Annotated in this window: 26 protein-coding genes and 1 pseudogene; 16 read left to right on the forward strand and 11 right to left on the reverse strand. The window is 70.8% G+C overall.

The annotated features are described in order from the left end of the window. Positions 1 to 29: 29 nt before the first annotated feature. Positions 30 to 890, reverse strand: coding sequence for a dihydropteroate synthase (gene folP, locus ABZ624_RS14450; protein WP_360087157.1), 861 nt, complete (start codon positions 888 to 890; stop codon positions 30 to 32). A gap of 137 nt (positions 891 to 1,027) precedes the next feature. On the opposite strand from folP, the gene ABZ624_RS14455 reads away from it, so the two are divergent. From ABZ624_RS14455 to ABZ624_RS14465, 3 genes and pseudogenes are all read left to right on the forward strand, one after another. After that, positions 1,028 to 1,384, forward strand: coding sequence for a DivIVA domain-containing protein (locus ABZ624_RS14455; RefSeq protein ID WP_360087160.1), 357 nt, complete (start codon positions 1,028 to 1,030; stop codon positions 1,382 to 1,384). Next, positions 1,381 to 1,971, forward strand: coding sequence for a DNA-3-methyladenine glycosylase I (locus ABZ624_RS14460; protein ID WP_360087163.1), 591 nt, complete (start codon positions 1,381 to 1,383; stop codon positions 1,969 to 1,971). Before ABZ624_RS14455 ends, ABZ624_RS14460 begins: the two co-directional genes overlap by 4 nt. A 5-nt stretch (positions 1,972 to 1,976) precedes the next feature. Continuing rightward, positions 1,977 to 2,243, forward strand: a pseudogene (locus tag ABZ624_RS14465) (hypothetical protein); the annotation flags it as partial. 33 nt (positions 2,244 to 2,276) lie between these two features. On the opposite strand, the gene ABZ624_RS14470 reads toward ABZ624_RS14465, so the two are convergent. After that, a complete protein-coding gene (locus tag ABZ624_RS14470) occupies positions 2,277 to 3,080 on the reverse strand; it encodes an enoyl-CoA hydratase-related protein (RefSeq protein ID WP_360087166.1) in 804 nt (267 codons plus the stop codon). A gap of 372 nt (positions 3,081 to 3,452) precedes the next feature. Between ABZ624_RS14470 and ABZ624_RS14475 the strand changes: the two genes are divergently transcribed. Further along, entirely contained in the window at positions 3,453 to 3,620 is a 168-nt protein-coding gene (locus ABZ624_RS14475; protein WP_018544333.1) for a DUF3117 domain-containing protein, read from the forward strand. Positions 3,621 to 3,707: 87 nt separating this feature from the next. Here the strand turns inward: ABZ624_RS14475 and ABZ624_RS14480 are convergent, their stop codons facing one another. Then, complete coding sequence (locus ABZ624_RS14480; protein ID WP_360087806.1) at positions 3,708 to 4,406, reverse strand: O-methyltransferase; 699 nt, start codon at positions 4,404 to 4,406, stop codon at positions 3,708 to 3,710. A gap of 234 nt (positions 4,407 to 4,640) precedes the next feature. Between ABZ624_RS14480 and sigE the strand changes: the two genes are divergently transcribed. The 5 genes from sigE (at position 4,641) to ABZ624_RS14505 (ending at position 9,963) form a co-directional block, all read left to right on the forward strand. Beyond that, positions 4,641 to 5,351: an RNA polymerase sigma factor SigE gene (sigE, locus tag ABZ624_RS14485; RefSeq protein ID WP_360087169.1), complete on the forward strand. Its 711-nt coding sequence runs from the start codon at positions 4,641 to 4,643 to the stop codon at positions 5,349 to 5,351. Continuing rightward, complete coding sequence (locus ABZ624_RS14490; RefSeq protein ID WP_360087172.1) at positions 5,348 to 6,403, forward strand: zf-HC2 domain-containing protein; 1,056 nt, start codon at positions 5,348 to 5,350, stop codon at positions 6,401 to 6,403. The genes sigE and ABZ624_RS14490 overlap by 4 nt, the downstream gene beginning before the upstream one ends. Before the next feature lie 133 nt (positions 6,404 to 6,536). Beyond that, complete coding sequence (locus ABZ624_RS14495; RefSeq protein WP_360087175.1) at positions 6,537 to 8,483, forward strand: trypsin-like peptidase domain-containing protein; 1,947 nt, start codon at positions 6,537 to 6,539, stop codon at positions 8,481 to 8,483. A 104-nt stretch (positions 8,484 to 8,587) separates the two neighbouring features. Next, a complete protein-coding gene (locus tag ABZ624_RS14500; protein WP_360087178.1) occupies positions 8,588 to 9,046 on the forward strand; it encodes a sec-independent translocase in 459 nt (152 codons plus the stop codon). 251 nt (positions 9,047 to 9,297) lie between these two features. Further along, the gene (locus tag ABZ624_RS14505) at positions 9,298 to 9,963 is read left to right on the forward strand and encodes a hypothetical protein (RefSeq protein ID WP_360087181.1); all 666 of its coding nucleotides are present in this window, start codon (positions 9,298 to 9,300) and stop codon (positions 9,961 to 9,963) included. A 66-nt stretch (positions 9,964 to 10,029) separates the two neighbouring features. Here ABZ624_RS14505 and ABZ624_RS14510 read toward each other — a convergent pair whose 3' ends face one another. Beyond that, positions 10,030 to 12,615 carry a DUF6185 family protein gene (locus ABZ624_RS14510; protein ID WP_360087184.1) on the reverse strand — a complete coding sequence of 862 codons (2,586 nt, stop codon included), beginning with the start codon at positions 12,613 to 12,615 and terminating at the stop codon, positions 10,030 to 10,032. Between the two features lie 198 nt (positions 12,616 to 12,813). Between ABZ624_RS14510 and ABZ624_RS14515 the strand changes: the two genes are divergently transcribed. Next, a complete protein-coding gene (locus ABZ624_RS14515) occupies positions 12,814 to 13,200 on the forward strand; it encodes a hypothetical protein (protein ID WP_360087187.1) in 387 nt (128 codons plus the stop codon). Positions 13,201 to 13,276: 76 nt separating this feature from the next. Here the strand turns inward: ABZ624_RS14515 and ABZ624_RS14520 are convergent, their stop codons facing one another. Genes ABZ624_RS14520 through ABZ624_RS14530 form a run of 3 tightly spaced genes read right to left on the reverse strand, consistent with a single transcriptional unit; the run spans position 13,277 to position 16,347 of the window. Beyond that, on the reverse strand, positions 13,277 to 14,410 hold the full coding sequence (locus tag ABZ624_RS14520; RefSeq protein ID WP_360087190.1) for an Mrp/NBP35 family ATP-binding protein: 1,134 nt from the start codon (positions 14,408 to 14,410) through the stop codon (positions 13,277 to 13,279). 43 nt (positions 14,411 to 14,453) lie between these two features. Beyond that, complete coding sequence (locus ABZ624_RS14525; RefSeq protein WP_360087193.1) at positions 14,454 to 15,068, reverse strand: DUF1003 domain-containing protein; 615 nt, start codon at positions 15,066 to 15,068, stop codon at positions 14,454 to 14,456. Then, positions 15,058 to 16,347: a CBS domain-containing protein gene (locus ABZ624_RS14530; protein WP_360087196.1), complete on the reverse strand. Its 1,290-nt coding sequence runs from the start codon at positions 16,345 to 16,347 to the stop codon at positions 15,058 to 15,060. Before ABZ624_RS14530 ends, ABZ624_RS14525 begins: the two co-directional genes overlap by 11 nt. A 225-nt stretch (positions 16,348 to 16,572) precedes the next feature. On the opposite strand from ABZ624_RS14530, the gene ABZ624_RS14535 reads away from it, so the two are divergent. Next, on the forward strand, positions 16,573 to 17,322 hold the full coding sequence (locus ABZ624_RS14535) for a hypothetical protein (RefSeq protein ID WP_360087199.1): 750 nt from the start codon (positions 16,573 to 16,575) through the stop codon (positions 17,320 to 17,322). Positions 17,323 to 17,387: 65 nt separating this feature from the next. Here the strand turns inward: ABZ624_RS14535 and ABZ624_RS14540 are convergent, their stop codons facing one another. Next, positions 17,388 to 17,909, reverse strand: a complete 522-nt coding sequence (locus ABZ624_RS14540) for a hypothetical protein (RefSeq protein ID WP_360087202.1) — start codon at positions 17,907 to 17,909, stop codon at positions 17,388 to 17,390. Between the two features lie 23 nt (positions 17,910 to 17,932). Continuing rightward, positions 17,933 to 19,063, reverse strand: a complete 1,131-nt coding sequence (locus tag ABZ624_RS14545; RefSeq protein WP_360087205.1) for a magnesium and cobalt transport protein CorA — start codon at positions 19,061 to 19,063, stop codon at positions 17,933 to 17,935. 457 nt (positions 19,064 to 19,520) lie between these two features. On the opposite strand from ABZ624_RS14545, the gene ABZ624_RS14550 reads away from it, so the two are divergent. The 4 genes from ABZ624_RS14550 (at position 19,521) to ABZ624_RS14565 (ending at position 22,661) form a co-directional block, all read left to right on the forward strand. Then, positions 19,521 to 20,105 (forward strand): suppressor of fused domain protein, encoded by a 585-nt coding sequence (locus ABZ624_RS14550; protein WP_360087208.1) that lies wholly within the window; start codon positions 19,521 to 19,523, stop codon positions 20,103 to 20,105. 196 nt (positions 20,106 to 20,301) lie between these two features. Beyond that, complete coding sequence (locus tag ABZ624_RS14555) at positions 20,302 to 20,943, forward strand: DUF6758 family protein (protein ID WP_360087211.1); 642 nt, start codon at positions 20,302 to 20,304, stop codon at positions 20,941 to 20,943. Between the two features lie 190 nt (positions 20,944 to 21,133). After that, complete coding sequence (locus tag ABZ624_RS14560) at positions 21,134 to 21,991, forward strand: PHP domain-containing protein (protein ID WP_360087214.1); 858 nt, start codon at positions 21,134 to 21,136, stop codon at positions 21,989 to 21,991. Between the two features lie 64 nt (positions 21,992 to 22,055). Further along, positions 22,056 to 22,661, forward strand: coding sequence for a MarC family protein (locus tag ABZ624_RS14565; protein ID WP_351238331.1), 606 nt, complete (start codon positions 22,056 to 22,058; stop codon positions 22,659 to 22,661). A 55-nt stretch (positions 22,662 to 22,716) separates the two neighbouring features. Here ABZ624_RS14565 and ABZ624_RS14570 read toward each other — a convergent pair whose 3' ends face one another. Next, complete coding sequence (locus ABZ624_RS14570; protein ID WP_360087217.1) at positions 22,717 to 22,869, reverse strand: hypothetical protein; 153 nt, start codon at positions 22,867 to 22,869, stop codon at positions 22,717 to 22,719. 227 nt (positions 22,870 to 23,096) lie between these two features. Here ABZ624_RS14570 and ABZ624_RS14575 point away from each other — a divergent pair, with 227 nt between their 5' ends. Then, positions 23,097 to 23,993 carry an NYN domain-containing protein gene (locus ABZ624_RS14575; protein ID WP_360087220.1) on the forward strand — a complete coding sequence of 299 codons (897 nt, stop codon included), beginning with the start codon at positions 23,097 to 23,099 and terminating at the stop codon, positions 23,991 to 23,993. On the opposite strand, the gene ABZ624_RS14580 is transcribed toward ABZ624_RS14575, so the two are convergent. Further along, positions 23,990 to 24,871, reverse strand: coding sequence for an alpha/beta hydrolase (locus tag ABZ624_RS14580; protein WP_360087223.1), 882 nt, complete (start codon positions 24,869 to 24,871; stop codon positions 23,990 to 23,992). The two genes, ABZ624_RS14575 and ABZ624_RS14580, sit on opposite strands and share 4 nt — an antisense overlap. Between the last annotated feature and the right edge of the window lie 53 nt (positions 24,872 to 24,924).

Raw genomic sequence — 24,924 nt, forward strand, 5'->3', positions numbered from 1 at the left:
CGCCGGTGCCACGGCCGGCCCCCGGGGGCTCAGGCCAGACCCCGGCGAGCCACCGCGGGAGCCCGGTGCCCGGAAATGGCGGCCACCATCTCCAGCACCTGCCGGGTCTCGGCCACCTCGTGCACCCGGTACACCTGCGCCCCGAGCCACGCCGACACCGCAGTCGTCGCCAACGTACCGATCAGCCGCTCCTTCAGCGGCCGGTCCAAGGTCTCACCGACGAAGTCCTTGTTCGACAGCGACACCAGCACCGGCCACCCCGTGGCGACCATCTCGTCCAGCCGCCGCGTCGCTTCCAGACTGTGCCGCGTGTTCTTCCCGAAGTCGTGCCCGGGATCGATCAGCACCGACTCACGGGGCACCCCGAGCGACACCGCCCGCTCGGCCAGCCCCACCGTCACGTCCAGGATGTCGGCCATCACGTCGTCGTACGCCACACGATGCGGACGCGTACGCGGCTGCACACCCCCCGCATGCGTGCACACCAGCCCCACCCCGTACCGCGCGGCGACCTCCGCGAGCCCGGGGTCCACGCCGCCCCACGCGTCGTTCAGCAGATCCGCTCCCGCCGCGCACACCGCCTCGCCGACCTCGGCCCGCCAGGTGTCCACGCTGATGATCACGTCCGGGAAGCGGCGCCGCACCTCCGCCACGAAGCCGACCGTGCGCCGCGCCTCCTCCTCGGCCGTGACCTCCTCGCCCGGCCCCGCCTTCACCCCGCCGATGTCGACGATCGCGGCACCCTCGGCCACCGCCTGCTCCACGCGCGCGAGGGCCGGCTCGTCCCGGAACGTGGCCCCCTGGTCGTAGAAGGAGTCCGGAGTCCGGTTCACGATCGCCATGATCACTGGCTCGTGGGGCCCGAATTCCCGCCTGCCCAGCCTGAGCATCCGCTGTGACCCCTCCTAGTACGTTCCGCAGTACGGCCGCCTGTGACCCTAACTGTCAGACTCGCATGGCACGATCGGACCCTGAGAGATGCAGCGTCCGGAGCAACGTCCGGCAGAGAGCGTGGGGACCCCTGGCGATGGTGATGTTCTTGTTCCTGGTCGTCGCGCTGGCCGTCGTGGTCGCCGCGGTGACACTCGCCGTGGTGGGCGGCGGCGGGAGCGGCCCGCTGCCCGAGGCGGCGCCGGAGCGGCTGCAGGACCCGCTGCCCGCGGACCGCCCGGTGGAGCGCGCGGACGTGGAGAGCCTGCGCTTCCCCGTCACCCCGCGCGGCTACCGCATGGCGGACGTCGACGACGCCCTCGGCCGGCTCGCCGCCGAACTCGCCGAGCGGGACGCCCGTATCGCCGACCTGGAGTCCGCGCTGGCCGGCGCGAGAGCCGCCGCCGCACCCGCCCGCCCGGACAAGGGCGGTCATCCGGAGGACCAGCGATGACCGCCGGCGCCGCCCTCGCCGGACCCGACGGTGCCCTGCGCTGCCCCTGGGCCCTGTCCACCGAGGACTACGTGTCGTACCACGACGAGGAGTGGGGCCGCCCGGTCCGCGGCGACGAGGCCCTCTTCGAGCGGGTCAGCCTGGAGGCCTTCCAGTCGGGCCTGTCCTGGATCACGATCCTGCGCCGCCGCGAGGGTTTCCGCGCGGCCTTCGCCGGCTTCCGTATCGAGAAGGTCGCCGCGTTCACGGACGAGGACCGCGAGCGGCTGCTCGCCGACCCCGGCATCATCCGCAACCGTGCCAAGATCGACGCCACGCTCGCCAACGCGCGCGTGCTCGCCGACTGGGCCGAGGGCGAGCTGGACGAGCTGATCTGGTCGCACGCCCCCGACCCGGCCGCCCGCCCGGCCCCGAAGACCCTGGCCGACGTCCCGGCCGTGACCCCGGAGTCGACGGCTCTGTCCAAGGCCCTGAAGAAGCGGGGCCTCAGATTCGTCGGTCCGACCACCGCGTACGCGCTGATGCAGGCGTGCGGCCTCGTCAATGATCATCTGGAGGCATGCGTGGCGAGAGGCGCGGGAGCCTGACCGGCATGTCCGGGCCCCTGGCCGACATCCCGGACGCGGCGGCCCACGGGCACTTACCGGCGTCCGACGGCGGTGTCAGCGTGGTGCCCAGCCGAGCCGTCGCGACGCGGGGTGATCGCGTTCACCGCGCACCGCGCGAGCTCACCGACCCGGACCACCCGCGCGTCCACAGCGCCCGCAGGCGCCGGGACGACGTACGCGTCTGGGCGGCGGACGGGGGAGCGGTCGTCCTCGGCCGGCCCCTGATCACGGCCGCCCGCCGTCTCGTCTCCCCGGCCAGGGCCCCGCGCCGCCCCGACTCCGCGTCAGCGGCCCCGGTACTTCGGCTTCTCCTTGTTCACGAATGCCTGCACGGCGATCGCGTGGTCCTCGGACTGGCCTGCGCGGGTCTGCAGCTCGTCCTCCTTCTCCAGGGTCTCGGCGAGGGAGTGCGTGAGGCCGTAGGCCACCGCCTCCTTGATCGCCGCGTACGCCACCGTCGGTCCCTCGGCCAGCGCCCGCGCCGTCTTCTCGGCCTCGGCGCGCAGCCCGGCGGCGGGGACGACCCGGTTGGCGATGCCCAGCTCCAGCGCGTCCTGGGCGCTGATGCTGCGCGGGAAGAGCAGCAGGTCGGCGGCGCGGCTCGGGCCGATCACCCGGGGCAGGGTCCAGGAGATCCCGGAGTCGGCGGTCAGGGCCACGCCGGCGAACGAGGTGTTGAAGGACGCCGTGTCGGCCACGACGCGGTAGTCCGCGGCGAGCGCGAAGCCGAAACCGGCTCCGGCCGCGACGCCGTTGACCGCGGCGACCACCGGCTTGGCCGCGCCGGCGAGGGCCCGCACGATCGGGTTGTAGTGCTCCTTGACCGTGCTCATCGTCTGCCCGGACCCGGTCTTGCGGTCCGACGCGAGCAGCCCGATGTGCTCCTTGAGGTCCTGGCCGACACAGAACGCCCGGTCCCCGGCGGCGGTCAGCAGGATCGCCCGTACGGCCGTGTCCCCGGCCGCGGATTCCGCCGCCTCCCGGAGGGCGACCTTGGCCCGGATGTTCAGCGCGTTCATCGCCTCGGGGCGGTTCAGCGTGATCGTCGCGAGTCCGTCGTTCACCTCGTAGAGCACGGTGTCGGCCATGGCGCATCCCCTCCGGTGTCGCGGATGACGTACCGCTCAGTACGTCCCTGTATGAAGGACAGCATGGCGGAGATCGCCGTGCGGGGGCCGGACCGGACGTGTGACCTGCGTCAAAGAAAACCGGAGCGGAGCCGCTCCGCGGATCTTCGTGCAGCGGTGCAGTATCGCAGCCACATCCCCGAATTGAGTGGTTTTGCTCGCGCGCGTTGCCCAAGCGATGCCGACTGATGTTGGTCATCGGGTCCTGCGATGCGGGATAATGGCTGGGAAGCAATGTGTTCGATGCCGGTGTCGCGTGTCCGTTCCGGAACCGCGGATGCCCTCCGAGGGCTCTCGGCAGACGATGAGCTGGTTTCAGGAAGGGGAACGAGCATGGCGGCCATGAAGCCGCGGACGGGTGATGGCCCGCTCGAGGTGACCAAGGAGGGGCGGGGCATCGTCATGCGCGTTCCGCTCGAAGGCGGCGGTCGACTCGTCGTCGAGCTGACCCCTGACGAGGCCGAGGCGCTCGGCGACGCCCTCAAGAAGGTCGTCGTCTGACGCCCCAGCGACAGTGTCCTTCCGGCTGCCCCGGCACCGTAAGCGGTGCCGGGGCAGTTGCGTCTTTCGGCCCCCGCGGCGGGCCGCTCAGCGCTTGACCGCGCACAGCAGACCGTCGCCCACCGGCAGCAGCGACGGCACCAGCTCCTGGCTCTCGCGCACCGTGCGCAGCAGTTCGCGCAGCTTGAGCACCTCCGTCGGCTGCGGTCCCGAGTCGACCGTACGGCCGTTGGCGAAGACGCCCTCGAAGACCACCAGACCGCCGGGCCGGAGCAGGCGCAACGATTCAGCGAGATAGTCCAGGTACTCCAGCCGGTCCCCGTCGCAGAAGACGAGGTCGTAGCCGGCATCGGCGAGACGGGGGAGTACGTCCAGGGCGCGGCCGGGGATGAAGCGGGCCCGGTTGCTGGCGAAACCGCAGCCGCGGAAGGCCTGCCGGGCGAACTGCTGGTGCTCCGGCTCCGGGTCGACCGTGGTGAGCACCCCGTCCGGGCGCATGCCGTGCAGCAGATGGATTCCCGACACCCCGCAGCCGGTTCCGATCTCCGCGACCGCCTTCGCGTCCACGGAGGCGGCGAGCAGACACAGCGCGGCGCCCGTGCCGGGCGACACCGAGCGCAGCCCTGCCTCGCGGGCCCGGTCACGGGCCCACCGCAGCGCTTCGTCCTCGGCGACAAAGGCGTCGGCGAACGCCCAGCTCGTCTGCCGGTTGCCGGTAATGACCCTCTCCCGTCCCCATGGTTGCCTGGGCGTGACTGTATCCGTTGGTGTCGGGAACCCGCAGATGGGACCGGGCGTTTATAGGGATGAGACGGTGGCCGGCGACGCGACGGGGGCGAAGAGGTGGATCAGGACACCGAGCAACTCCTGACGCAGCCGCACGAGCCGTATCAGCGAGTATCAAATTCTCGTAAAACCGCTTATCCGGAGCTAACGGGCGAGGTGGCTATGGTAGGGGCTCCACTGGACACCACCAGAGCCGACAGGGGAGGTGCGGCTGCGCCCGGGGATCGGGGCGGAGTGCTGCGGCGCTTCCTCGGGTCGGCGGGCAGGCCGAAATCCGTGACCGACACCGCTGCTGACCACCACGCCCGTCTCGCCGCAGGCGAGACCCAGACCGCGACCTTCTCCACCGACGCGGACGGGCAGGCGTGGACTCCGCCCACGTGGGAGGAGATCGTCAGCACCCACAGCGGCCGGGTCTACCGGCTGGCCTACCGCCTGACGGGCAATCAGCACGACGCCGAGGACCTCACCCAGGAGGTCTTCGTCCGTGTCTTCCGCTCCCTGTCGACGTACTCGCCGGGCACCTTCGAGGGCTGGCTGCACCGCATCACCACCAACCTCTTCCTGGACATGGTCCGGCGCAAGCAGCGCATCCGCTTCGACGCCCTCGGCGAGGACGCGGCCGAGCGCCTGGCCAGCCGCGAGCCCACCCCGCAGCAGCTCTTCAACGACGCGCACTTCGACGCCGACGTCCAGCAGGCCCTGGACACCCTCGCGCCCGAGTTCCGCGCCGCCGTCGTCCTGTGCGACATCGAGGGACTGTCGTACGAGGAGATCGCCGCGACCCTCGGCGTGAAGCTCGGCACCGTCCGCTCCCGTATCCACCGGGGCCGCTCCCAGCTCCGCAAGGCCCTCGCGCACCGTTCCCCGGAGGCCCGCGCCGCCGAGCGGCGGACCTTCCTGGCCCGTGTCCCCGCTCTGGGGGGAGGGGGCGCGACCGCGTGAGTGGATCATGGCCGAAACCTGTCGAGGCACACCTCGCAGAACAGCACCTGGGAGACCGGCTCTCCGCCCTGGTGGACGGAGAGCTCGGTCATGAGACGCGTGAGCGGGTCCTCGCCCACCTGGCCACCTGTGCCCGGTGCAAGGCGGAGGCGGACGCCCAGCGCGCACTGAAGAACGTGTTCGCGGAGGCGGCCCCGCCGCCGCCCTCGGCGAGCCTCCTGGCCCGCCTCCAGGGCCTCTCCGGGGAAGGTGACCTGGGCGGCGACGGCATGTCGCCGCACGGGGGCGGACTCTTCGGAGACGGCCCCGACGACGACACGGACGGATCCGCCGGAACCCCCGGCGTCTTCGGAGCCTTCGGCGTCTTCGGAGTGAGGCGCGGCGAGCGCTTCGCTTTCGGATACGCCCCCGCCCGCCCGCACGGCCCCGCCCCCGTCGGCTCCGATCACGCCGTCCCGGCACCCGGGGAGCGCGGCTTCCGCATCCACCCCGTCGGCCGCCCGGACGACGGCCGCTCCGCCTCGCGCGGACTGCGGTTCGCGTTCGCCGCCGCCGGCGCGGTCTCGCTGGCCGCGGTCGCCCTCGGCGGCGTGACCACCGCCATCCCCGGGGACGCCACCGCGGACGCCCGCGGCGGATCCGGCACCGGCAGCAACGTGCTCCCGGCGCGCTCGGCCGCCGGCACGGGCGCCGCCACGGCCGACAGCCGGCGCCGTCGCGTGGCGGGGCCGCTGCTCGCCCAGGGCGGCGCACAGCTCGGACAGACAGGGGTGGCCCAGGCCTCGATGTCCGCGCCGCTGGTGCCCGGACTGCCGTTCCCCGGCACCGGCCAGGCCCAGGGCGACGCCATACGCGGCCTGACCGCTCCGGTGACGGCGGGTGCGGCCGCCGTCTCCCCGCTGATACGTCCGCTCGACGACACCGTGGTCTACCCGCTCGCCGCCTGGTCCACGGTCCCCGGAGTGTCCGCCTCCGGCCTGCTGCCCGCCCCCGTCCCCGACACCCCGTCCGCTCCGTCGCCCTCCCCCTCCACATCCCGCCCGGCCCCCTGACCGGCCGCTGCGCCACGCCCCGTGAACCTGGTTGAATCCGGTGAGGGCCGTTCCCGCGGCGATGACCCGGGGGCGTAGTCGACGTTCCGTGGCCGCCGCCGAAGCGCTGGTCACGGCCAGCCGTGGGGAGAGCATGAACGAGGGGAACGGTGTCTCGCCGGAGGCCGGACCGGAGGGAGCGGCGGGCGTGGCACGCGAGACCACGGAGGGGGACGGAACGCCGGGCGGCAACGGCCCGGTCGAGGTCGAGCCGGCGGTTCCCGAACAGCCGGATCCAGGTTCGGCGAGTTCCGGGGCGGCTGACGTCGCGTCGGGCGACTTTGCCCTGGCGCGTCCGGCCGGACCGGTGGACGCCGAGGAGGCGAACGCGGACTCGGACAGGGCCGGGGCGGACGAGCCCCAGGCCGTGGCCGACGGCGACTTCGAACTGGCCGAGCCGGCACCGGGCCCGGCGGGCGGCGCCGAGGCGGACGCGAGCCCGGCGGCAGGTGAGTCACTCGAACAAGGGGGGCCTCCCTGGGCGGCCCCCACCGAGCGGCCGAAACCGTTGCACGACCCCGACCCCTACAGCACCCCGCCATACGGCGAGCCCGGCCCCTGGGCGCCCGCACCGCCCGTACAGCACCCGGCGACCACCTCGGCCCAGGCGACGCCCGCACCCGCACCGACGGCTCCACCGACGCCGGCACCCCTGGCATCGGCACCCACACCGGGGCCGCCGAATCCCGCGCCGGGGGCTCCCGCGCCCGCACCGACGCCGGTACCGGGGTCGCACGCTCCGGCCGCCGGGGTCGCACCCGCGCCGCACACCGCCGTAGCCGGCGCCCCGTCCGCCGGCGTGCCCGCCCCCTTGGAGGACGGGGCTCGGCGTTATGACCCGTGGGCCGTCGGTTCGCCTGCGGAGCAGGGGCTTGTGCACGGTGGGCTGCACCAGACCGGTGCCGGGGTGCTGACGGTCGGGCAGCGCAAACGGCGGGCGAAGCGCTTCGCGCTCGTGTGGACCCTCGTGGTCGCCGTCGTCTCCGCCGGCATCGGCGGGGTCGCCGGCGCGTATGTCGAACGCCAGGGCCTCGGCGCTGACGGGCGTCAGCCGCAGACCGGAAGCGTGCCCGCCGGGCGGCCACCGGGCAGCGTCGCCGCGATAGCCGCCCTGGCGCTGCCCAGTGTCGTCACGCTGCACGTCACCGGGACCGACCAGGCGGACACCGGCACCGGCTTCGTACTCGACACCCAGGGCCACATCCTCACCAACAACCACGTCGTCGCGCCCGCCGCATCGGGGGGCGCGATAACCGTGTCCTTCAGCAGCGGCGACACCGTCAAGGCCAAGGTGGTCGGCCGGGACAGCGGTTACGACCTCGCGGTCGTCCAGGTCCACGGTGTGCACGGGCTCACCCCGCTGCCCCTCGGCAACTCCGACGACGTCCGGGTCGGTGACCCCGTCGTCGCCATCGGCGCCCCCTTCGACCTCGCCAACACCGTCACCTCCGGCATCATCAGCGCCAAGGAGCGGCCCATCACGGCGGGCGGGGAGCAGGGCGACGGGAGCGACGTCAGCTACGTCGACGCGTTGCAGACCGACGCGCCCATCAACCCGGGCAACTCCGGCGGCCCGCTCCTCGACTCCCGGGCCCAGGTGATCGGCATCAACTCCGCGATCCGGTCCGCCGACAGCGGCTCCGACTCGGACAGCGGCCAGGCCGGCTCCATCGGTCTCGGCTTCGCCATCCCCGTGAACCAGGCCAAGCGCGTCGCCGAGGAACTGATCAACGACGGCCACGCGACCCACCCCGTGATCGGCGTCACGCTCGACATGGCGTACACCGGCGACGGCGCCCGTATCGACAGCAAGAGCGCGGGCGGCGGCCCCGCCGTGACCCGGGGCGGCCCCGGTGACCGGGCCGGTCTGAAGCCGGGTGACGTCATCACCGAGGTCGACGGAGAGCGTGTGCACACGGCCGAGGAGCTGATCGTCAAGATCCGCGCCCACCGGCCCGGTGACCGGCTGCGGCTGACGGTACGGCGCGCCGGCACCGACCGGGAGGTTCCGCTCCAGCTGGGCGCCGCGGCACAGAACTGACACCCCTGGAGCAGAACTGACGGAAGTCTCACCTCGGGACGGTACCGGTCCGCCAGGAACGCCGGGTACCGTTGAGCGACCGAGGACATCGCAAGGAGCGTCAGGTGTTCAATGACATAGGGCCACTGGAGCTGGTGACGATCATTGTGCTCGCCGTGCTCGTCTTCGGTCCGGACAAGCTCCCGAAGGTCATCCAGGACGTGACGCGGACGATCCGGAAGATCCGCGAGTTCTCGGAGAGCGCCAAGCAGGACATCCGCAGCGAACTGGGTCCGGAGTTCAAGGACTTCGAGTTCGAGGACCTCAACCCCAAGACGTTCATCCGCAAGCAGCTGGACAACGACGAGCTGGGGCTGAAGGAGATCCGCAACGGATTCGACCTGAAGAAGGAGATGGCCGAGGTCACGGACGCCGTCAACGGCCGGGACACCGATTCTTCCGTCGCTTCCTCTCCGTCTTCTCCTTCGGCGCCTTCGTCGTCCGGTGGGCGCATCGACATGACCAAGAAGCCCGAGGAGCCCGCCAAGGACGAGCGGCCGCCCTTCGACGCGGACGCCACGTAGCCGCGGGCCGCCGAGCCGCCGCCACGTCGACACGCGCACGCGGGCGCATGCCGCGCACGTGACGCGTTTCATAGCACGTACCCGTCGCACACGTCCCGAACAGGGCGTTCGTGCGACCCGTGCCTCCAGTGCCTGCCCTGCGGCTCTCACCGGTGTGGATATGCTGCCGAGTTGTTGTGCGGACCGGAGGAGTACGCCCGAAGGGGGGCGGGCCGCCCCGGTCCGACGAGAGCGAGGAGGCGTCCGGGCAGATGGAGACGACGAGTCGGGTGGGCGCGAAGGCGCCGGCCGCGGAGGGTGCGCAGCAGGCCCCCTCCGGCCGGCGTACGGTCGACGGTTACCTGCTGGCGCCCTTCCCGTGGTACGGCCTCGACGAGGCGTTCACCGGGCCGCGCTGGCTGATGGAGGTCGGTACGGCGGCGGACGGTGCCGTCGAGCACGGTTCGATCGGACACGGTGACGAGCCCTCCGTGCGGGCGGATGCCGGTTCCGCCGGTGAGCCGCGCGAGAAGTTCGCGGTGGTCGTCACCGTCGCCGCGCACCCTCCCCGGAGGAGCGCCGACGGTACGGGGCTGCTGGAGGCCACCTCGGTCTCCTCGGCCGCGTGGCTGGCCGGGGTGGGGCTGCTGTCGTTCACCTGGCCCGGGCAGATGGACCACACCCTGCGGGACGACTGGCTGGACCAGCAGACGGAGACCGCGTGGGCCCTGGCCGACGATCTGGAGGGCCCGGAGTGGTCCAAGCTCTCCCTGCCGGTGGACGGGACGGCGGCCTCGTTCTACTACCGGGAGTCGGAGTTCGGCTGGGTACTGGCCGGGACGACGGAGGCAGGCGTGCACCTGGGGGCGTACGGGCGGGGCATGAGCGCGTACGGCCTGGGGTTCGCGGTGGTCAAGGACATCGCTGCCTACGCCTAGCCGGACCGGTCAGGGGGACCGCCGCAGCCGTCGGCGGTCCCGGACGCGGGTCCCGGACGCGCCCGGCTAGCGGCTCGCCAGCTTCTGCCAGATGACTGCGGCCGCCCCGATCTGGACGAGAATCCAGGCGACCTGTGTCGAGAGTCCCCGAAGCTGGTAGATCGACAACAGCAGCGCGAAACGACGGGGCCAGTACAGCCGTTCCGCGCTGAAGGTCGAGGTGTCCATCCAGATGCTGGTGAGCGTCAGGATGAGGAGCATGAGCACCGAATAGAAGAGCAGGTCGTGAAAGTCCACGCCGGTGAACTTGTTGAGCAGCAGGAACAGGCAGGCGGGCACGGCGTAGGAGAAGGTCAGGCTCCAGGCGCGGGCGGGGCTGTGATGGCCGGGGAGCAGGCGCCAGAGCGCGCCCAGGACGAACCCGGCGGCGGCCCACGCCACCTGGTAGGCCAGGAAGTTCGCGACGAGTGCCGGGATTGCCGTGGGCTCGAAGGAGAGCTGGATCCAGTTCCAGGGATCCTTGGCGTACAGATAGAGCAGGGCTCCGCTGGCCGGGACCCCGAAGCAGAAGGCCACCCGAGCGGCGTGCACGCCATTGCTCCACCAGTCGTCTTTCGGCCCCCAGGCCAGGGCGACGTCCAGGACGGAAAGATAGTCGGGTGGATTCCGGTCGTCGCATTTGTCCACCAACCACTGGCGGAGTGCCCGTAGTCGCCCCTCCAACTGCTCGCGTGTGTCGACCCCGGCGCGTCCCTGGTCCAGCAGTTGCAACTGGTGGTTGATGTTGCGGTATTCGTGGGCTTTCGCCATCACCTCAGCGCGACGCTTCCTGCTTCTCAGCTTCTTCGCGCAAAAGGCGCCGCCCATCTGGCTCAGTACCGACCACTGTCGCCCCGCGGCAAGAACCGCGAGCAGTGAGCCCATGTTCAAGATGAGCCAGACGCCGTACTGGGCGTTGGTCCCGGTGAAGGTGGCGCCCCGCAGTCCCACCGTGAAGACGAACACCGCCGCGACTAGCAGCAGGTCGGGTCCTGTCGGGCCGAGGACCGGCTTCTCCTGTTTATGGTCCGTCTGTGTCCTTTTCGTTCTGACGCGAAAGTGCAACAGGGCGAGGAGTGCGACACCCGTCAAGACCCAGCTGTAGGTGAAAATCCAGGCCAGGTCGGTGAACGAGAAATTCGCCCGGGATTTGCTGATGTAGTCCCGGGGCACAGCGTTCTGGTCGGTGAGCCAGGTGGCCCTTCCCCATTGGTTGTCGTTCACCCACCAGAAGCAGCCGACCAGGCCTCCGGCGACTGCGGCGAGCAGCGCGGAGACCACGATGACACAGCGCACGGGAGCGTTGTTCCAGGTCCGTGACCAGGACGCGGGGAGCAGCGCTCCCTCCCGGGCGAAACGCCACGCCCAGGCGGCCATGGCGGCCAGCCACAACCACACGGTCGCCATGCCCATGAGCACATAGCCGACATCGCCGGAGACACTGGGCTCCGCCTTTGACACGAGAGTGCCCGGCAGGCCGAACATCGCCGGCGCCACGAGCACCAGCAGACCGATCGCCGCCACCGCCGACGCCACGCCGACCACGGCGTGCCTCTGACGACGTCGATGGCCGTAGGCGGTGCCGGTGTCATCGGCCGCGCCATCCAGGGCGGGGACGGGTGCGCCGCTGTACCAGGGCCGTGCGATGAGGACCAGGGCAAGGCCGGCGGCGACGCAGACGAAGGCGCGCCACTGCGCGCTGATCGGCGGCTGGGGGATGAACAGCAGCAGCATCAGGGCGAATGCCGCGCTGAGCAGGGCCCATTGCAGCATGGCCCCCGCGGGGCTGTCGTCGCCTGCGCCGTCGGCGGCAACTCCCTGCGCCGTCGGGTCCGGTGGTCCGGCCGTGGCGGTGGAACGCTTCCGTAGGGTGCTCCGTGCGGCCAGTGCGATCACGACGGAAGCGCTCACCCACCAAAACGCGACTCCGACCTTGCTCCAGATCGACTGGCCGTAGCTCAGTTGCCAGTAGCGCTGCCACGGGAGATCGATTTCGAAAGTGACGTGGTCGGGCCTCTGATTTCTCCAGACCAGGGTGTTCTCGTCGGAGGACGATGCCAGCCGAGAGCGGTCATTGAAATAGATGCCGCCCATCTCCGCCTTGACGGTCTGCCAGTGCGCATTCTGCAACGTTGGCGGACGGAGGTGGATCCACCACATTCTTTGATGGTCTCTGGAGATCTGCCAGGGGCCGAGCCGGATTGGGCTGTAGTCCTTGATCCAGGCGAAGGAATCGTACTGCACGGTGACTCTTCGGGAGTCGGCCGTCACCACCGGATCATGCGGCCGCCATTCCTGGCGCAGGGTTTTGTCCGATCCGCGCAGCAGGCAGCGCATTGCCCTTTGGTATTCCGCGGAGTCCTCGCTGAAGGTCAGCTGCCTTGCTGCAGGCCACTTGTCCAGAGGCGCGCTGACCGTCATGTAGGAATAGATCTTGAGGTAGTTCTTGCTGTGCTGGTCGAATCGGATTCTGGCGTCCACGCTACTGGCTTCGATCTGATTTCCCCAGCAGGTGTCAGTGTTGTTCTGTCGCGCCGCTGCCGAGGGGGCCGCCCACCACATCACGGCCAGCACCATCAGCAGTAAAAGGCGCCACCATCGGATACCCCGCATCGCGCCGAAACCTCCTCGGCGACAAATTTAGGCCCGTGGCATATGTCGCGGTCCCCGACGCGCGGAAGAAGGTTCGACAACCCACTCCATCGGCCGTTTTCTGCCGAATTGCAGGAAATAGGTCAGTGGCTGATAATGGAATCCGATGACCGTCAACTATTTGACGGAGGGATCATGACAGTCATAAACGTTTCCGCTGTGAGAGCTCCGCTGCCCGGCTTCGAGGAAGCCGAGGGGCTGGGGCCTCAGGACGCGGAGTTCGTCCGGGATCTGGTGGCGGTGCTGGCCAAGCACGGGAATCTGAACCGATTCGGCCTGTGCCTGCTGCACGACCACTTCCCGCTCGCGGCGGACGAGGTGTTGGTGGAGACGAACGACCCGACGGACCGCACGCTGCACGTGCACGTGGAGAAGGCGGACAGGACACGGCACGCCAAAGCATCGCAATGGCGGTTCGTGCCGCACGCCGAGCAAGGGCCGCGCGGGGAGCCCACAGCCGGCTCCTGTCAGGAGATCATGCTGTGCACCACGCTCGACCTCTGCCCGGGGCGCGAGCACGAGCAGGGGCAGGGGCACCGTCCGTGAAGGACCGGGGCACCGTCCGTGAAGGACGGCGCCCCTTCGTCTAGCGGCAGCCAGCCTGTCGTAGCGGCAGCAGTCCTCAGAACTTGTTCTTCGGCGTGATCCCCAGCGACAGCCCCGACAGCCCTCGCTGCCGCCCGCCCAGCTTGCCCGCGATCGCGCGGAGGGCCGAGCCCGCCGGGGAGTCCGGGTCGGTCAGGACCACCGGCTTGCCCTCGTCGCCGCCCTCGCGGAGGCGGACGTCGATCGGGATGGAGCCGAGGACCGGGACGGTCGTACCCGTCGTACGCGTCAGGCCGTCCGCGACCGTCTGGCCGCCGCCCGTGCCGAAGACGTCGACCATCTCGTCGCAGTGCGGGCAGGGCAGCCCGGACATGTTCTCGACCACGCCGACGATCTTCTGGTGGGTCTGGACCGCGATGGAGCCGGCCCGCTCCGCCACCTCCGCCGCCGCCTGCTGCGGGGTCGTCACGACCAGGATCTCGGCGTTCGGGATCAGCTGGGCGATCGAGATGGCGATGTCGCCGGTGCCGGGCGGGAGGTCCAGGAGCAGGATGTCCAGGTCGCCCCAGTAGACGTCCGCCAGGAACTGCTGCAGGGCGCGGTGGAGCATCGGGCCGCGCCAGACGACCGGGGCGTTGCCCGGGGTGAACATGCCGATGGAGATGACCTTCACGCCGTTCGCCGACGGCGGCATGATCATGTTCTCGACCTGGGTGGGACGGCCGTCCGCGCCCAGCATGCGCGGCACGCTGTGGCCGTAGATGTCGGCGTCGACGACGCCCACCTTGAGGCCGTCGGCGGCCATGGCGGCGGCCAGGTTGACCGTCACCGAGGACTTGCCGACGCCGCCCTTGCCGGAGGCGACCGCGTAGACCCGGGTGAGGTTGCCGGGCTTGGCGAAGGGGACCTCGCGCTCGGCCTGGCCGCCGCGCAGGGCCGTCGCCAGTTCCTTGCGCTGTTCGTCGCTCATGACGTCGAGCGTGACGTCGACTCGGGTGACGCCCTCGACCCGGGAGACCGCCTCGGTGACGCGCTGGGTGATGGTGTCGCGCATGGGGCAGCCGGAGACCGTCAGGTACACGGTGACCGCGACCGCTCCGTCCGCGCCGATCTGCACCGATTTGACCATCCCCAGCTCGGTGATGGGGCGGTTGATCTCGGGGTCGTTCACCGTCGCCAGTGCCTCGCGCACCGCGTCTTCCGTAGCCATAAGGACGATGGTACGGCGCGCCGAGGGACCTGAGGGATGCCCGTCAGCGGTCGTCTGTGTCACGTCCCGGCGGGCGTTCCGTCCGTTCCGCCGGGAATACGACATGGCCGGCGTGCCCGTCGTGACGGCGGCGCTCCTCCAGCTCCTTGACCAGGTCCTGCAGCTCCGAGCGGATCCAGTCGCGGGTGGCCACCTCGCCCAGGCCCATGCGCAGCGCGGCGACCTCCCGGGTCAGGTACTCGGTGTCGGCGATGGACCGCTCGTTCTGCTTGCGGTCCTGCTCCAGGTTGACCCGGTCGCGGTCGTCCTGCCTGTTCTGCGCGAGCAGGATCAGCGGGGCCGCGTAGGAGGCCTGCAGGGACAGCATCAGGGTCAGGAAGATGAACGGGTAGTTGTCGAAGCGCAGGTGCGCCGGCGCGGCGATGTTCCACACCACCCACAGGATGATGACGACCGTCATCCAGACGATGAAGCGGCCCGTGCCCAGGAAGCGGGCGATGCGCTCCGACAGCCGGCCGAAGGCCTCCGGGTCCCACTCGGGCAGGAACCGGCGGCGCGGCGGGCGCGGCTGGTCCAGACGGGGCGTGCGGGGCCGGGTGGCGGCCGTGGCGCCCGCCGGGGTACTGCGCTCACGGGTGCTCTCACGTTCAGGAGCCATGTGCGGCCGCCCCCTCTCCCTCGTCCAGATGGAACTCGGTCTCCCGCCAGTCCTCGGGCAGCATGTGGTCCAGTACGTCGTCCACGGTCACCGCTCCCAGCAGCGACCCGGACTCGTCCACCACGGGCGCGGCCACCATGTCGTACGTGGCGAAGAACCCGGCGATGACGGGCAGCGCGGCGCCCGGGGCCAGGGTTTGCAGGTCCTCGTCCAAAAGCGCGCTGACCAGGGTGTACGGGGGGTCGCGCAGCAGCCGCTGGAAGTGCACCGTGCCCAGGTACTTGCCCGTCGGGGTCTCGTCGGGCGGGCGGCAGACGTAGACCTGGGCCGCGAGGGCGGGGGAGAGGTCGGGGTTGCGGACCCGGGCGAGCGCGTCGGCGACCGTGGCGTCCGGGCGCAGCACGATCGGCTCGGTGGTCATCAGACCGCCGGCCGTGTGCTCCTCGTACGACATCAGGCGCCGCATGTCGGCCGCGTCGGACGGCTGCATCAGGCTCAGCAGCCGCTCCTTGTCCTCCTCGGGCAGCTCGGAGAGCAGGTCGGCCGCGTCGTCGGGGTCCATGGCCTCCAGGACGTCCGCCGCCCGCTCCTCCTTCAGCTTGCCGAGGATCTCGATCTGGTCGTCCTCGGGGAGTTCCTCGAGTACGTCGGCCAGGCGGTCGTCGTCGAGCGCGGCGGCGACCTCGGCGCGCCGTTTGGGGGAGAGGTGGTGCAGGACGTTGGCGAGGTCGGCCGGGCGCAGCTGCTCGAAGGTGGCGAGCAGGCTCTCGGCGCCCTGCCCGTGCTCCTCCAGTGAGAACCCGCTGACGGCGGACCACTCGACGGTCAGCGTCTCCCCTCTGGCCCGCCGGAAGGCGGTCGCCTTGCGCCCCTTGCGGACGAAGACGCGGTCGACCTCCCAGTCCCGGCGGGCGGGCAGCTGCTGCACGGACACGTCGAGGACGGTGACCTCCTCGCCGGTCTCCGCAAGCCGCACGCGGAGGTCCAGCAGCTCACCGATGACCAGCCGCTCGGTGGGCCGCTGTTCGAAGCGCCGGACGTTCATCACGCCGGTGGTGATGACCTGCCCGGACTCGACACCGGTGATCCGGGTCATGGGCAGGAAGATGCGGCGCCGGGTGGCCAGTTCGACGACCAGCCCGAGCAGCCGCGGTGGCCTGCGGCCCACACGCAGCATCACGACCAGATCGCGCACGCGGCCCACCTGGTCGCCGCTCGGGTCGAAGACGGGGACCCCGGCGAGGTGCGAGACGAAGATCCGGGGGGCGCCGGCTGCCATGACTGTGCTTCCTCTGCTGAAGTGCCTGGGAACCGCCCTTTGATCGGGCGTTCCGCTTTCTTTGTGAATTGCTCGGATTTGCCCGCTCGAGTGCGCTTCAGGCTAGCCCCTACTGCTCGGATACGCCCTGGTGGGGGGTCCGGACGGACTGGCTCCGCCGGGCGGCCCGGGCACCGGTACGCTGCGGTACTCCGCTCCGGAACCGTCAGAAAGGCGACCCCACCTGTGACTGTGATTCCCCAGGGTCGTGCCCGCCGGGCCGCGCGGGTGACCGCGTTCTGCGCACTCGCCGTGACGGGGACGGCGGTGCTGACCGGGTGCGGTGGCGGCGATCCGGACGCGGGAACGAACGGCGTGGGCAAGCTGCCCGCCGACCGGATCCAGGCGAGGACACGGGCCGCCGCCCAGGGGGCACCGGCGGTACGGCTGTCCGGGACCGTGGTCACCAGCGGGCGGACGTACCAGCTGGACATGCAGCTGAAGGCCGGCGGCGGCACCGGGTCGGTGACCTCGAAGGGGGCGACCTTCAAGCTGCTCAGGGTCGGGAAGCAGCTGTATCTGAAGGCCGACGCGGACTTCTGGAACCAGGCCGACGGCAAGGACGGCGGGGACGGTGCGGCCGGGAAACTGAACGGCAAGTACGTGAAGGTGCCGCAGGGGGACCCCGCGTACAGGAAGTTCAGCGGCTTCACGGACAAGGACCTCCTCCTCGACGGGCTGCTGACACTGCACGGCACACTGGCGACGGACGGCCACCACGACGATGCGGGTACCCGCACCATCCGCATCACCGGCGACAAGGGTTCCGGCGGCAGCCTCGACGTCTCCCTGGAGGGCACGCCGTATCCCCTCCGCCTGGCCCGCGCCGGCGGTGGGGGCACGCTCACCTTCTCCGACTGGGGTAAGGACTTCGCCGTAGCGGAACCCGCGAAGGGTGAGACCGTGGATTACGGCAGGCAGCTGCCGACGTCCTAGCCGGTTGCCGGCGATTTCTCGCCGGCGACTTCTTGCCGGGGCCGGCCGAAGCTCCGGCCCCGCCGTTACTTCTTCTGCTTCTTCCGCCGCTTCGAAAGCAGCCTCGGCAAGGCCGCCGGGATCGGCATCCGCGTGGTCGCCGGCGTCGCAACCGGAGCCTCCGCCAGGCTGCCGGACGGCAACGGTGCCACCGACCCCGCCGGAGCCAGGCGCAGCACCCGGCACTCGCGGGACCAGCGGCCCGGCATCTCCTCGCCGTCGGGGGCGTTCAGGCGCTTGCCCTTCAGCTCGGCGACCGCCGCCTCCCACTCGGCGGAGCCGGGCGGCAGCTCGGACACGGTCGCCGGGAACGTCACCAGCCGGCCGCCCTTGTCCTTGCTGCGCACGGTCACCTCGGCGGAGCCCCCGTCGACCAGCCCCTCCAGCGGCTGCTCACCGGGGCCGTCGCCGACCAGGCACAGCGCGCCCTCGTGCCACACATGCCACAGCGCACGCGCGGCCGGGACACCGGCGCCCCTGACCCAGATGAGGCCGGACTTCTTCGCGGCCTCCTCGATGAGGGCCCGGTCGAGCAGCTCGCTTGTCATGTGCCCAGCCTAACCAGCGCCGCTCACAGCCAGCCGTTGCGCTTCAGCGTGCGGTGGATGCCGAGACAGATGACGACCGTGATGCCCATGATCACCGGGTAGCCGTACTTCCAGTGCAGCTCGGGCATGTACCTGAAGTTCATGCCGTAGACCCCGCACACCATCGTCGGTACGGCGATGATCGCCGCCCAGGCGGTGATCTTGCGCATGTCCTCGTTCTGCGCGACGGACGCCTGCGCCAGGTTGGCCTGGAGGATGGAGTTGAGGAGCTCGTCGAAGCCCAGCACCTGCTCCTGGACCCGGGCGAGGTGGTCGGCGACGTCCCGGAAGTACTTCTGGATGTCCGGGTCGATCAGCCGCATCGGCCGCTCGCTCAGCAGCTGCATCGGCCGCAGCAGGGGAGCCACCGCCCGCTTGAACTCCAGTACCTCACGCTTGAGTTGGTAGATCCGCGCCGAGTCCACACCCCGGGACACCCCGCCCTTGCGGCCCGGCGAGAAGACCTCGGTCTCCACCTCGTCGATGTCGTCCTGCACCGCGTCGGCGACCGCGATGTAGCCGTCCACGACATGGTCGGCGATCGCGTGCAGCACCGCCGAGGGGCCCTTGGCCAGCAGCTCCGGGTCGTCCTGCAGACGGTGGCGCAGCGCCCTGAGCGAGCCCTGGCCGCCGTGCCGGACGGTGATGAAGAAGTCCCGCCCGGTGAAGCACATGACCTCACCCGTCTCGACGACCTCGCTGTTGGCGGTGAGCCGGTCGTGCTCGACGTAGTGGATGGTCTTGAAGACGGTGAAGAGCGAGTCGTCGTACCGCTCCAGCTTGGGCCGCTGGTGCGCCTGCACCGCGTCCTCGACGGCCAGCGGGTGCAGCCCGAACTCGCCCGCGATACCGGCGAATTCGGCCTCGGTCGGCTCGTGCAGCCCGATCCACACGAAGCCGCCGTCCCGCCGCACCAGCCGCATCGCCTCGTGCGGGGTGAGCGGCTTCGCGCTCGCCACGCGCGCACCGTCGCGGTACACGGCGCAGTCCACGACCGCCGAGGGCGTGGCGGGGTCGCGGGTGGTGTCGTACGGCGGGCTCGACGTGCCCGTGGTCTTGCGCAGCGAGACGCGGGACGGACGGACCACGGCGCGCAGGTCGCGGATCATCGACATGAGCAGGCTCCTTCGCGACAGGCAACGAAAGACCGCCGGCGACGGGTGGAACTACCCGGAATGAGGACGTTTTCACTGCGGATGTTTGGCACGTCCACAAAGCGGGGAGCACCGCACCGTCGCGGTGGCGACTTCGCTACTGATGCAGAACTGATTCAGATCAGGCAAAGCAAGACGAAGTGCTCTTCCGAAGGGCGGACACGCACGGGACGGCGTCGAACAGCCGGAAACCAGCCAGTGAGAAGATTCAGCGGGCGGAAGAGCGAGTGGTACTGCACGGTCGACTTCGATCCATGACAGCCCCACCTCCTCCGGCCGGTCCCTCGTAAGGGAGTCTCAGTGTCGGGACTTGACGGCACGCTCTGCGGGCTGCCCCGAACCACCGGCTCAGCGTAGCAGTCGCCCGATGTGTCAAGGCGCCGCTTTGCCCGCTACTGACGAGTTCTATGCTCACGGCATGGTTGATGTTCTTCCTCTGGTCGAGGCACGGTTGACCACCGCCCTGGGCGAACCGGACGCGCGCGCCGCCGTCACCTTCCTCGGCACGGAGCGCATCGAGGTGCTCCGGTTCCAGGAGGGGGACGTCGTGCGGTACGCCACCCTCGGCATGTCCGCGCACCCCATGACCGACCCCACCGCGATGCTCGCCGACCCGGTCAAGGGCCCCCGCGCCGAGCTGGTCCTCTCCGTCCGCGCAGGTGTCGCCGACACCGACAAGGTGCTTCGTCCGCTCGCCGTGCTGGCCGCGTCCCCGCAGGTGGAGGGGCTGGTCGTGACCCCGGGCGGCTCCCTGGACGTGGGCGACCCGCTGTGGCCCGGCGCCCCCTTCACCTCCGTCCTGGTGGGCGAGCCCGGCGGCCTGGTGGAGGACCTGGAGCTGGACGACCCGATGGAGCCCGTACGGTTCCTGCCGCTGCTGCCGATGACCCCGAACGAGGCCGCCTGGAAGCGGGTGCACGGCGCCCAGGCCCTCCAGGAGCGCTGGCTCGCGAACGGGACGGACCTGCGTGACCCTGCCCGCAGGTCCGTCCCGCTGGAGTAGGCGTCGAGGTGAGCAACCTCACCAAATGACCGCCGGAGGCAGCCAGTTGGCCCTGCCGGAGCCCCGGCCGGCCAGGTGTGTCCGAACCGGTCGGCGGCGTGGCGAGCAGGGGCGGGCACGTGGCGGCGTGACGCGTTCCGTCCGGACGGGTGATCGTCCTTGACGTGGGCGGGCAGGGGTAGGACCGTGGAGCCCTATGAGGGGCGAACCCAGTTGCCCGCGGTGTGGTGGCCGGGTCAGGGCTCCCGGCCTCTTCGCCGATGCGTGGCAGTGTGATGTGCACGGCACGGTGTATCCGCTGCAGCCCGTGATCCCGCCCAGCGTCGAAGCCCTCGCTGCCGTCGTGCACCGCACGCACGTCCCGCTGTGGATGCCCTGGCCGCTGCCGGTCGGCTGGCTCTTCACGGGCGTGGCCTACGCCGGCGACGACCGCAGCGGTGGCCGCGCGACCGCCGTGGCCTGCTCCGGACCCGGCCCGCTCGGCGGCCCCGGGGAGCTGATCCTGGTCGCCGAGGAACTCGGCGTCGGCCTCGGCGCGCGGTACGCGGGCATCGACGGCCCGGACCCGGGGTCGTACATGAACATCGAGAAGCCGCCCCAGGCGAAGGTCCTGGCCGCCGGCCGCCCGACCCCGCTCTGGCATGTCTACCGCACGCCCGACGACCGTGCGGTCTTCGCCGGCGAGGCGCTCGGGATGTGGTTGTGGGCGGTGATGTGGCCCGAGCAGTCCGGCCTGCTCATGTACGACGAGCTGGTGCTGACGGATCTGCGGGACGCGGGGGCGGAGCTGGATCTGGTGCCCTGCGGAGCGTTGTCGCCGCGCTTGCTTCGGCCGTAGCGCCCAGTGGGGTGCCGGGGTCTCGCCGTGGGCGGGTGCGGGTGCGTGGGGGCTTGTCGCGCGGTTCCCCGCACACCTGGCGGGATGCGGTAAAGGGCACTGCGTCGTTTCGGGTGTGACAGGCGGGCTGGAAAACACCGCTATCCTTAGGTGTCCCCCTCCGTCCGTCATGTTCCCGTCTGGAGTCACCGTGCGTATCGATCTGCACTGTCACTCCACGGCCTCCGACGGTACGGACAGCCCGGCCGAGCTGGTGCGCAATGCCGCTGCCGCCGGGCTGGACGTCGTCGCGCTGACCGACCACGACACCACCCGTGGGTACGCCGAGGCGGTCGCCGCGCTGCCCGTGGGGCTCACGCTGGTCACCGGTGCCGAGCTGTCCTGTCGTATCGACGGCGTCTCCATGCACCTGCTGGCCTACCTCTTCGATCCCGCGGAGCCCGCTCTGCTCGCCGAGCGTGAGCTGGTGCGGGACGACCGGGTGCCGCGGGCCAAGGGCATGATCGCCAAGCTTGCCGCGCTGGGTGTACCGGTCACCTGGGAGCAGGTCGAGCGGATCGCGGCCGGCGGATCCGTGGGGCGCCCGCATGTCGCGACGGCGCTGGTCGAGCTGGGTGTCGTACCGACGGTGAGCGACGCGTTCACCGAGGAGTGGCTGGCCGACGGCGGCCGGGCCTTCGTGGAGAAGCACGAGACCGACCCCCTCGAGGCGATCCGGCTGGTCAAGGGCGCGGGCGGGGTCTGCGTGTTCGCGCACCCGGCCGCCGCCAAGCGGGGTCGTACGGTCCCGGAGGCGGCGATCGCCGAGATGGCCGCGGCCGGTCTGGACGGCATCGAGGTCGACCACATGGACCACGACGCCGAGGCGCGCGACCGGCTGCGGGGCCTGGCGAAGGACCTGGATCTGCTGGTCACGGGCTCCTCGGACTACCACGGCAGCCGCAAGACCGTGTCGCTGGGCGCGTACACGACCGACCCCGAGGTGTACGGGGAGATCACACGACGGGCGACCGGCGCGTTCCCGGTGCCGGGCACCGGCGGAGCCTGAGGCCGCCGGCGGCCCTCACACGCCCGCAGTTCACCCCTTTTCCAGCAAGGCCAGTACTTCCCCCATGTTCGACATCGCCGTCTTCGGCTCCCTGTTCCTGACCCTCTTCGTCATCATGGATCCCCCTGGGATCACCCCGATCTTCCTCGCCCTCACCGCCGGCCGTCCGGCCAAGGTGCAGAAGCGCATGGCCTTCCAGGCCGTGTGTGTGGCGGGCGGGGTCATCGCCACGTTCGGCGTCCTGGGCCACCAGATCCTCGACTACCTGCACGTCTCCGTCCCCGCGCTGATGATCGCGGGCGGTCTGCTGCTCCTGCTGATCGCGCTGGACCTGCTCACCGGCAAGACCGACGAGCCGAAGCAGACCAAGGACGTGAACGTGGCGCTCGTACCGCTGGGCATGCCGCTGCTTGCGGGGCCCGGGGCGATCGTGTCCGTGATCCTGGCCGTGCAGAAGGCCGACAGCGTGTCCACGCAGATCTCGGTGTGGTCCGCGATCCTCGCGATCCATGTCGTGCTGTGGCTGGTGATGCGCTACTCGCTGCTGATCATCCGCGTCATCAAGGACGGCGGTGTCGTCCTGGTGACACGGCTCGCGGGCATGATGCTCTCCGCGATCGCCGTGCAGCAGATCATCAACGGGATCACTCAGGTGATCCGGGGGAGCTGAGCCCTCGTCGGCTCGGCTCCCCCGGAAAGCTTGAGTGGCGCGGAACGCGTGAGCGTTACGAGGCCTTGGCTTCGGCCGGGCGGATCCACAGGCGCTGTCCGATGGCGGCGGCCTGCTGAACGATCCGGTTGACGGAGGCGGCGTCCACGACGGTGGTGTCCACGGTGGTGCCGTCGACCTCGTCGAGTCGCATGATCTCGAAGCGCATGGGCTTCTCCCTTCGTCTGGTCATCCTCCTGCGGAGAACTACTTGGTGCACCGGCTGTGTATCCGGTGTCGTACTGAGTCAACATGCTCCTTGTTACAAACATTCCCTACGCTAAATAAATTTTTCGAACGGCTAATTACTGACCGGTAAGCCGCACCCGTGGAAGCCCGGCGGGACCCATCGGGGCCGGTTGTGTCCGCAGCGTGACGACCGGGACAATAGAGGCGATGAACGACGACCTGGCGGCCCTGGGTGCCCGCATCGACCACACGAACGAGCTGCTGAAACGCATGCTCGCCGAGGTGGCGAAGACGCCCTCCACCCACGCGATCTTCGTCGACGCGGGCTATCTGTACGCGGCGGCGGGCCGGCTGGTCGCGGGGACCGAGGACCGCCGGGCCTTCGACCTGGACGCCGAGGGCCTGATCGAGGCCCTCATCGACCGGGCCCGCTCGGTCTTCGCGGACAGCCGCCTGCTGCGCGTCTACTGGTACGACGGCGCCCGCCGCCGTATTCACACCGCCGAGCAGCAGGCCATCGCCGAACTGCCCGACGTCAAGATCCGCCTGGGCAACCTCAACGCCAACAACCAGCAGAAGGGCGTCGATTCACTGATCCGCACGGATCTGGAATCCCTCGCCCGGCACCGCGCCATCAGCGACGCGGCGCTCCTCGGCGGAGACGAGGACCTGGTCTCGGCGGTCGAGGCGGCGCAAGGGTACGGCGCCCGTGTCCACCTGTGGGGCATCGAGGCGCCCGAGGGCCGCAACCAGGCCGAGCCGCTGCTCTGGGAGGTCGACAGCCAGCGCACCCTCGACCTGGAGTTCTTCAAGCCGTACGTCTCCCGCCGCACGGCCGCCGCCTACGACGCCACCGCCGGCACCCGCCCCACCCGCGAGGACGTCCGCTTCGTCGGCGCCCAGATCGCGGCCAAGTGGCTGGCATCCCGGGGCCGCGAGGCCCTCGTCGAGCTGCTCCCCGGCCACCCCTACCTGCCCGGCTCCGTCGACCAGGACCTGCTGGTCGAGGCCGAGGGCCTGCTGCAGTACTCCCTGCGCGGCCAGGCGGACCTGCGCCGCGCCCTGCGGGACGGCTTCTGGGACCATCTGCAGGCGCAGTTCTAACCCTGCTCGCCCGCGGCATCCCAGAAGTCGGCGAGGGCGCGCGCCGTGGCCAGGGGCTGGTCGGTGTTGGGGGAGTGCTCGGCGTCCTCGATCACCGTCCGCCGCGCGTCCAGCCGTACCGCCATGTCGTCCAACAGGGGCAGGGGCCAGGTGTCGTCCCGTGCGCCGGACAGGACGTGGAACGGCAGCGGTACGGCGGCCAGTTCCGCGACCCGGTCCGGTTCCGTGCACAACTGACGTCCGGTGGCGAGGAGTTGGGCGGGCTTGGTGCCCAGCCAGCGGCGCCGCAGGTCGTCCCGGTCGTCGAGGCCGCCGTCGAGTGCGGCCGTCTCGGTCTCCTCGGGCGTCTCCATCGCCCGCATCGCGTCCCACACCTGCGCCATCGACATCACGGCGAGCGCGTCCCGCAGCAGCTTCACGCGCTGCCGCTGGGGCTCCGAGATCTGTGCGGGGCCGGACGCCATGAGGGTGAGCGACCGGAAGGGGGCGTGGTCGAGCAGGACGGCGGCGCGTGAGATCTGCCCGCCGAGGGAGTGCCCCAGCAGATGCACCGGCTGTCCGAGCGCCTCGGCCTGCGCCAGCACGTCCCGCGCCAACTCCTCTTGCGCATAGGCGGACTGATCGCTCTCGGGGCCGTCCGAGCCGTACTGGCCGCGTCCGTCGACGGCGACGGTCCGGTACCCGCGCTGCGCGAGTGGCACGTGCAGCGGATTGAAGTCCTCCTTGCTCCCGGTGAATCCCGGCAGCAGCAGCACGACCCCTCGGGGCTCGACCCCGTCGGCCACGGGAGCGTCGACCACGGCGAACTCCCCCCGCGCGGTCCGCAGGGAGTACGCCCGAGCACCGGGCGGCGGGACGAAGGTGGCGGGCCTGCTCATGGGGAGAGGCTATCGGGCCGGGGCGGGCGGAAACGCGGCGGCCCGGTCCACCT

It is taken from the genome of Streptomyces sp. NPDC007205 (genome assembly GCF_040634095.1).
GTDB lineage: Bacteria > Actinomycetota > Actinomycetes > Streptomycetales > Streptomycetaceae > Streptomyces.

Excerpts from the sequence above, each read along its gene's own strand:
- folP (WP_360087157.1), bottom strand. The coding sequence starts at position 890 with ATGCTCAGGCTGGGCAGGCGGGAATTCGGGCCCCACGAGCCAGTGATC.
- ABZ624_RS14455 (WP_360087160.1), top strand. The coding sequence starts at position 1,028 with ATGGTGATGTTCTTGTTCCTGGTCGTCGCGCTGGCCGTCGTGGTCGCC.
- ABZ624_RS14460 (WP_360087163.1), top strand. The coding sequence starts at position 1,381 with ATGACCGCCGGCGCCGCCCTCGCCGGACCCGACGGTGCCCTGCGCTGC.
- ABZ624_RS14470 (WP_360087166.1), bottom strand. The coding sequence starts at position 3,080 with ATGGCCGACACCGTGCTCTACGAGGTGAACGACGGACTCGCGACGATC.
- ABZ624_RS14475 (WP_018544333.1), top strand. The coding sequence starts at position 3,453 with ATGGCGGCCATGAAGCCGCGGACGGGTGATGGCCCGCTCGAGGTGACC.
- ABZ624_RS14495 (WP_360087175.1), top strand. The coding sequence starts at position 6,537 with ATGAACGAGGGGAACGGTGTCTCGCCGGAGGCCGGACCGGAGGGAGCG.
- ABZ624_RS14505 (WP_360087181.1), top strand. The coding sequence starts at position 9,298 with ATGGAGACGACGAGTCGGGTGGGCGCGAAGGCGCCGGCCGCGGAGGGT.
- ABZ624_RS14510 (WP_360087184.1), bottom strand. The coding sequence starts at position 12,615 with ATGCGGGGTATCCGATGGTGGCGCCTTTTACTGCTGATGGTGCTGGCC.
- ABZ624_RS14520 (WP_360087190.1), bottom strand. The coding sequence starts at position 14,410 with ATGGCTACGGAAGACGCGGTGCGCGAGGCACTGGCGACGGTGAACGAC.
- ABZ624_RS14525 (WP_360087193.1), bottom strand. The coding sequence starts at position 15,068 with ATGGCTCCTGAACGTGAGAGCACCCGTGAGCGCAGTACCCCGGCGGGC.
- ABZ624_RS14530 (WP_360087196.1), bottom strand. The coding sequence starts at position 16,347 with ATGGCAGCCGGCGCCCCCCGGATCTTCGTCTCGCACCTCGCCGGGGTC.
- ABZ624_RS14540 (WP_360087202.1), bottom strand. The coding sequence starts at position 17,909 with ATGACAAGCGAGCTGCTCGACCGGGCCCTCATCGAGGAGGCCGCGAAG.
- ABZ624_RS14545 (WP_360087205.1), bottom strand. The coding sequence starts at position 19,063 with ATGTCGATGATCCGCGACCTGCGCGCCGTGGTCCGTCCGTCCCGCGTC.
- ABZ624_RS14550 (WP_360087208.1), top strand. The coding sequence starts at position 19,521 with ATGGTTGATGTTCTTCCTCTGGTCGAGGCACGGTTGACCACCGCCCTG.
- ABZ624_RS14555 (WP_360087211.1), top strand. The coding sequence starts at position 20,302 with ATGAGGGGCGAACCCAGTTGCCCGCGGTGTGGTGGCCGGGTCAGGGCT.
- ABZ624_RS14565 (WP_351238331.1), top strand. The coding sequence starts at position 22,056 with ATGTTCGACATCGCCGTCTTCGGCTCCCTGTTCCTGACCCTCTTCGTC.
- ABZ624_RS14570 (WP_360087217.1), bottom strand. The coding sequence starts at position 22,869 with ATGCGCTTCGAGATCATGCGACTCGACGAGGTCGACGGCACCACCGTG.
- ABZ624_RS14575 (WP_360087220.1), top strand. The coding sequence starts at position 23,097 with ATGAACGACGACCTGGCGGCCCTGGGTGCCCGCATCGACCACACGAAC.
- ABZ624_RS14580 (WP_360087223.1), bottom strand. The coding sequence starts at position 24,871 with ATGAGCAGGCCCGCCACCTTCGTCCCGCCGCCCGGTGCTCGGGCGTAC.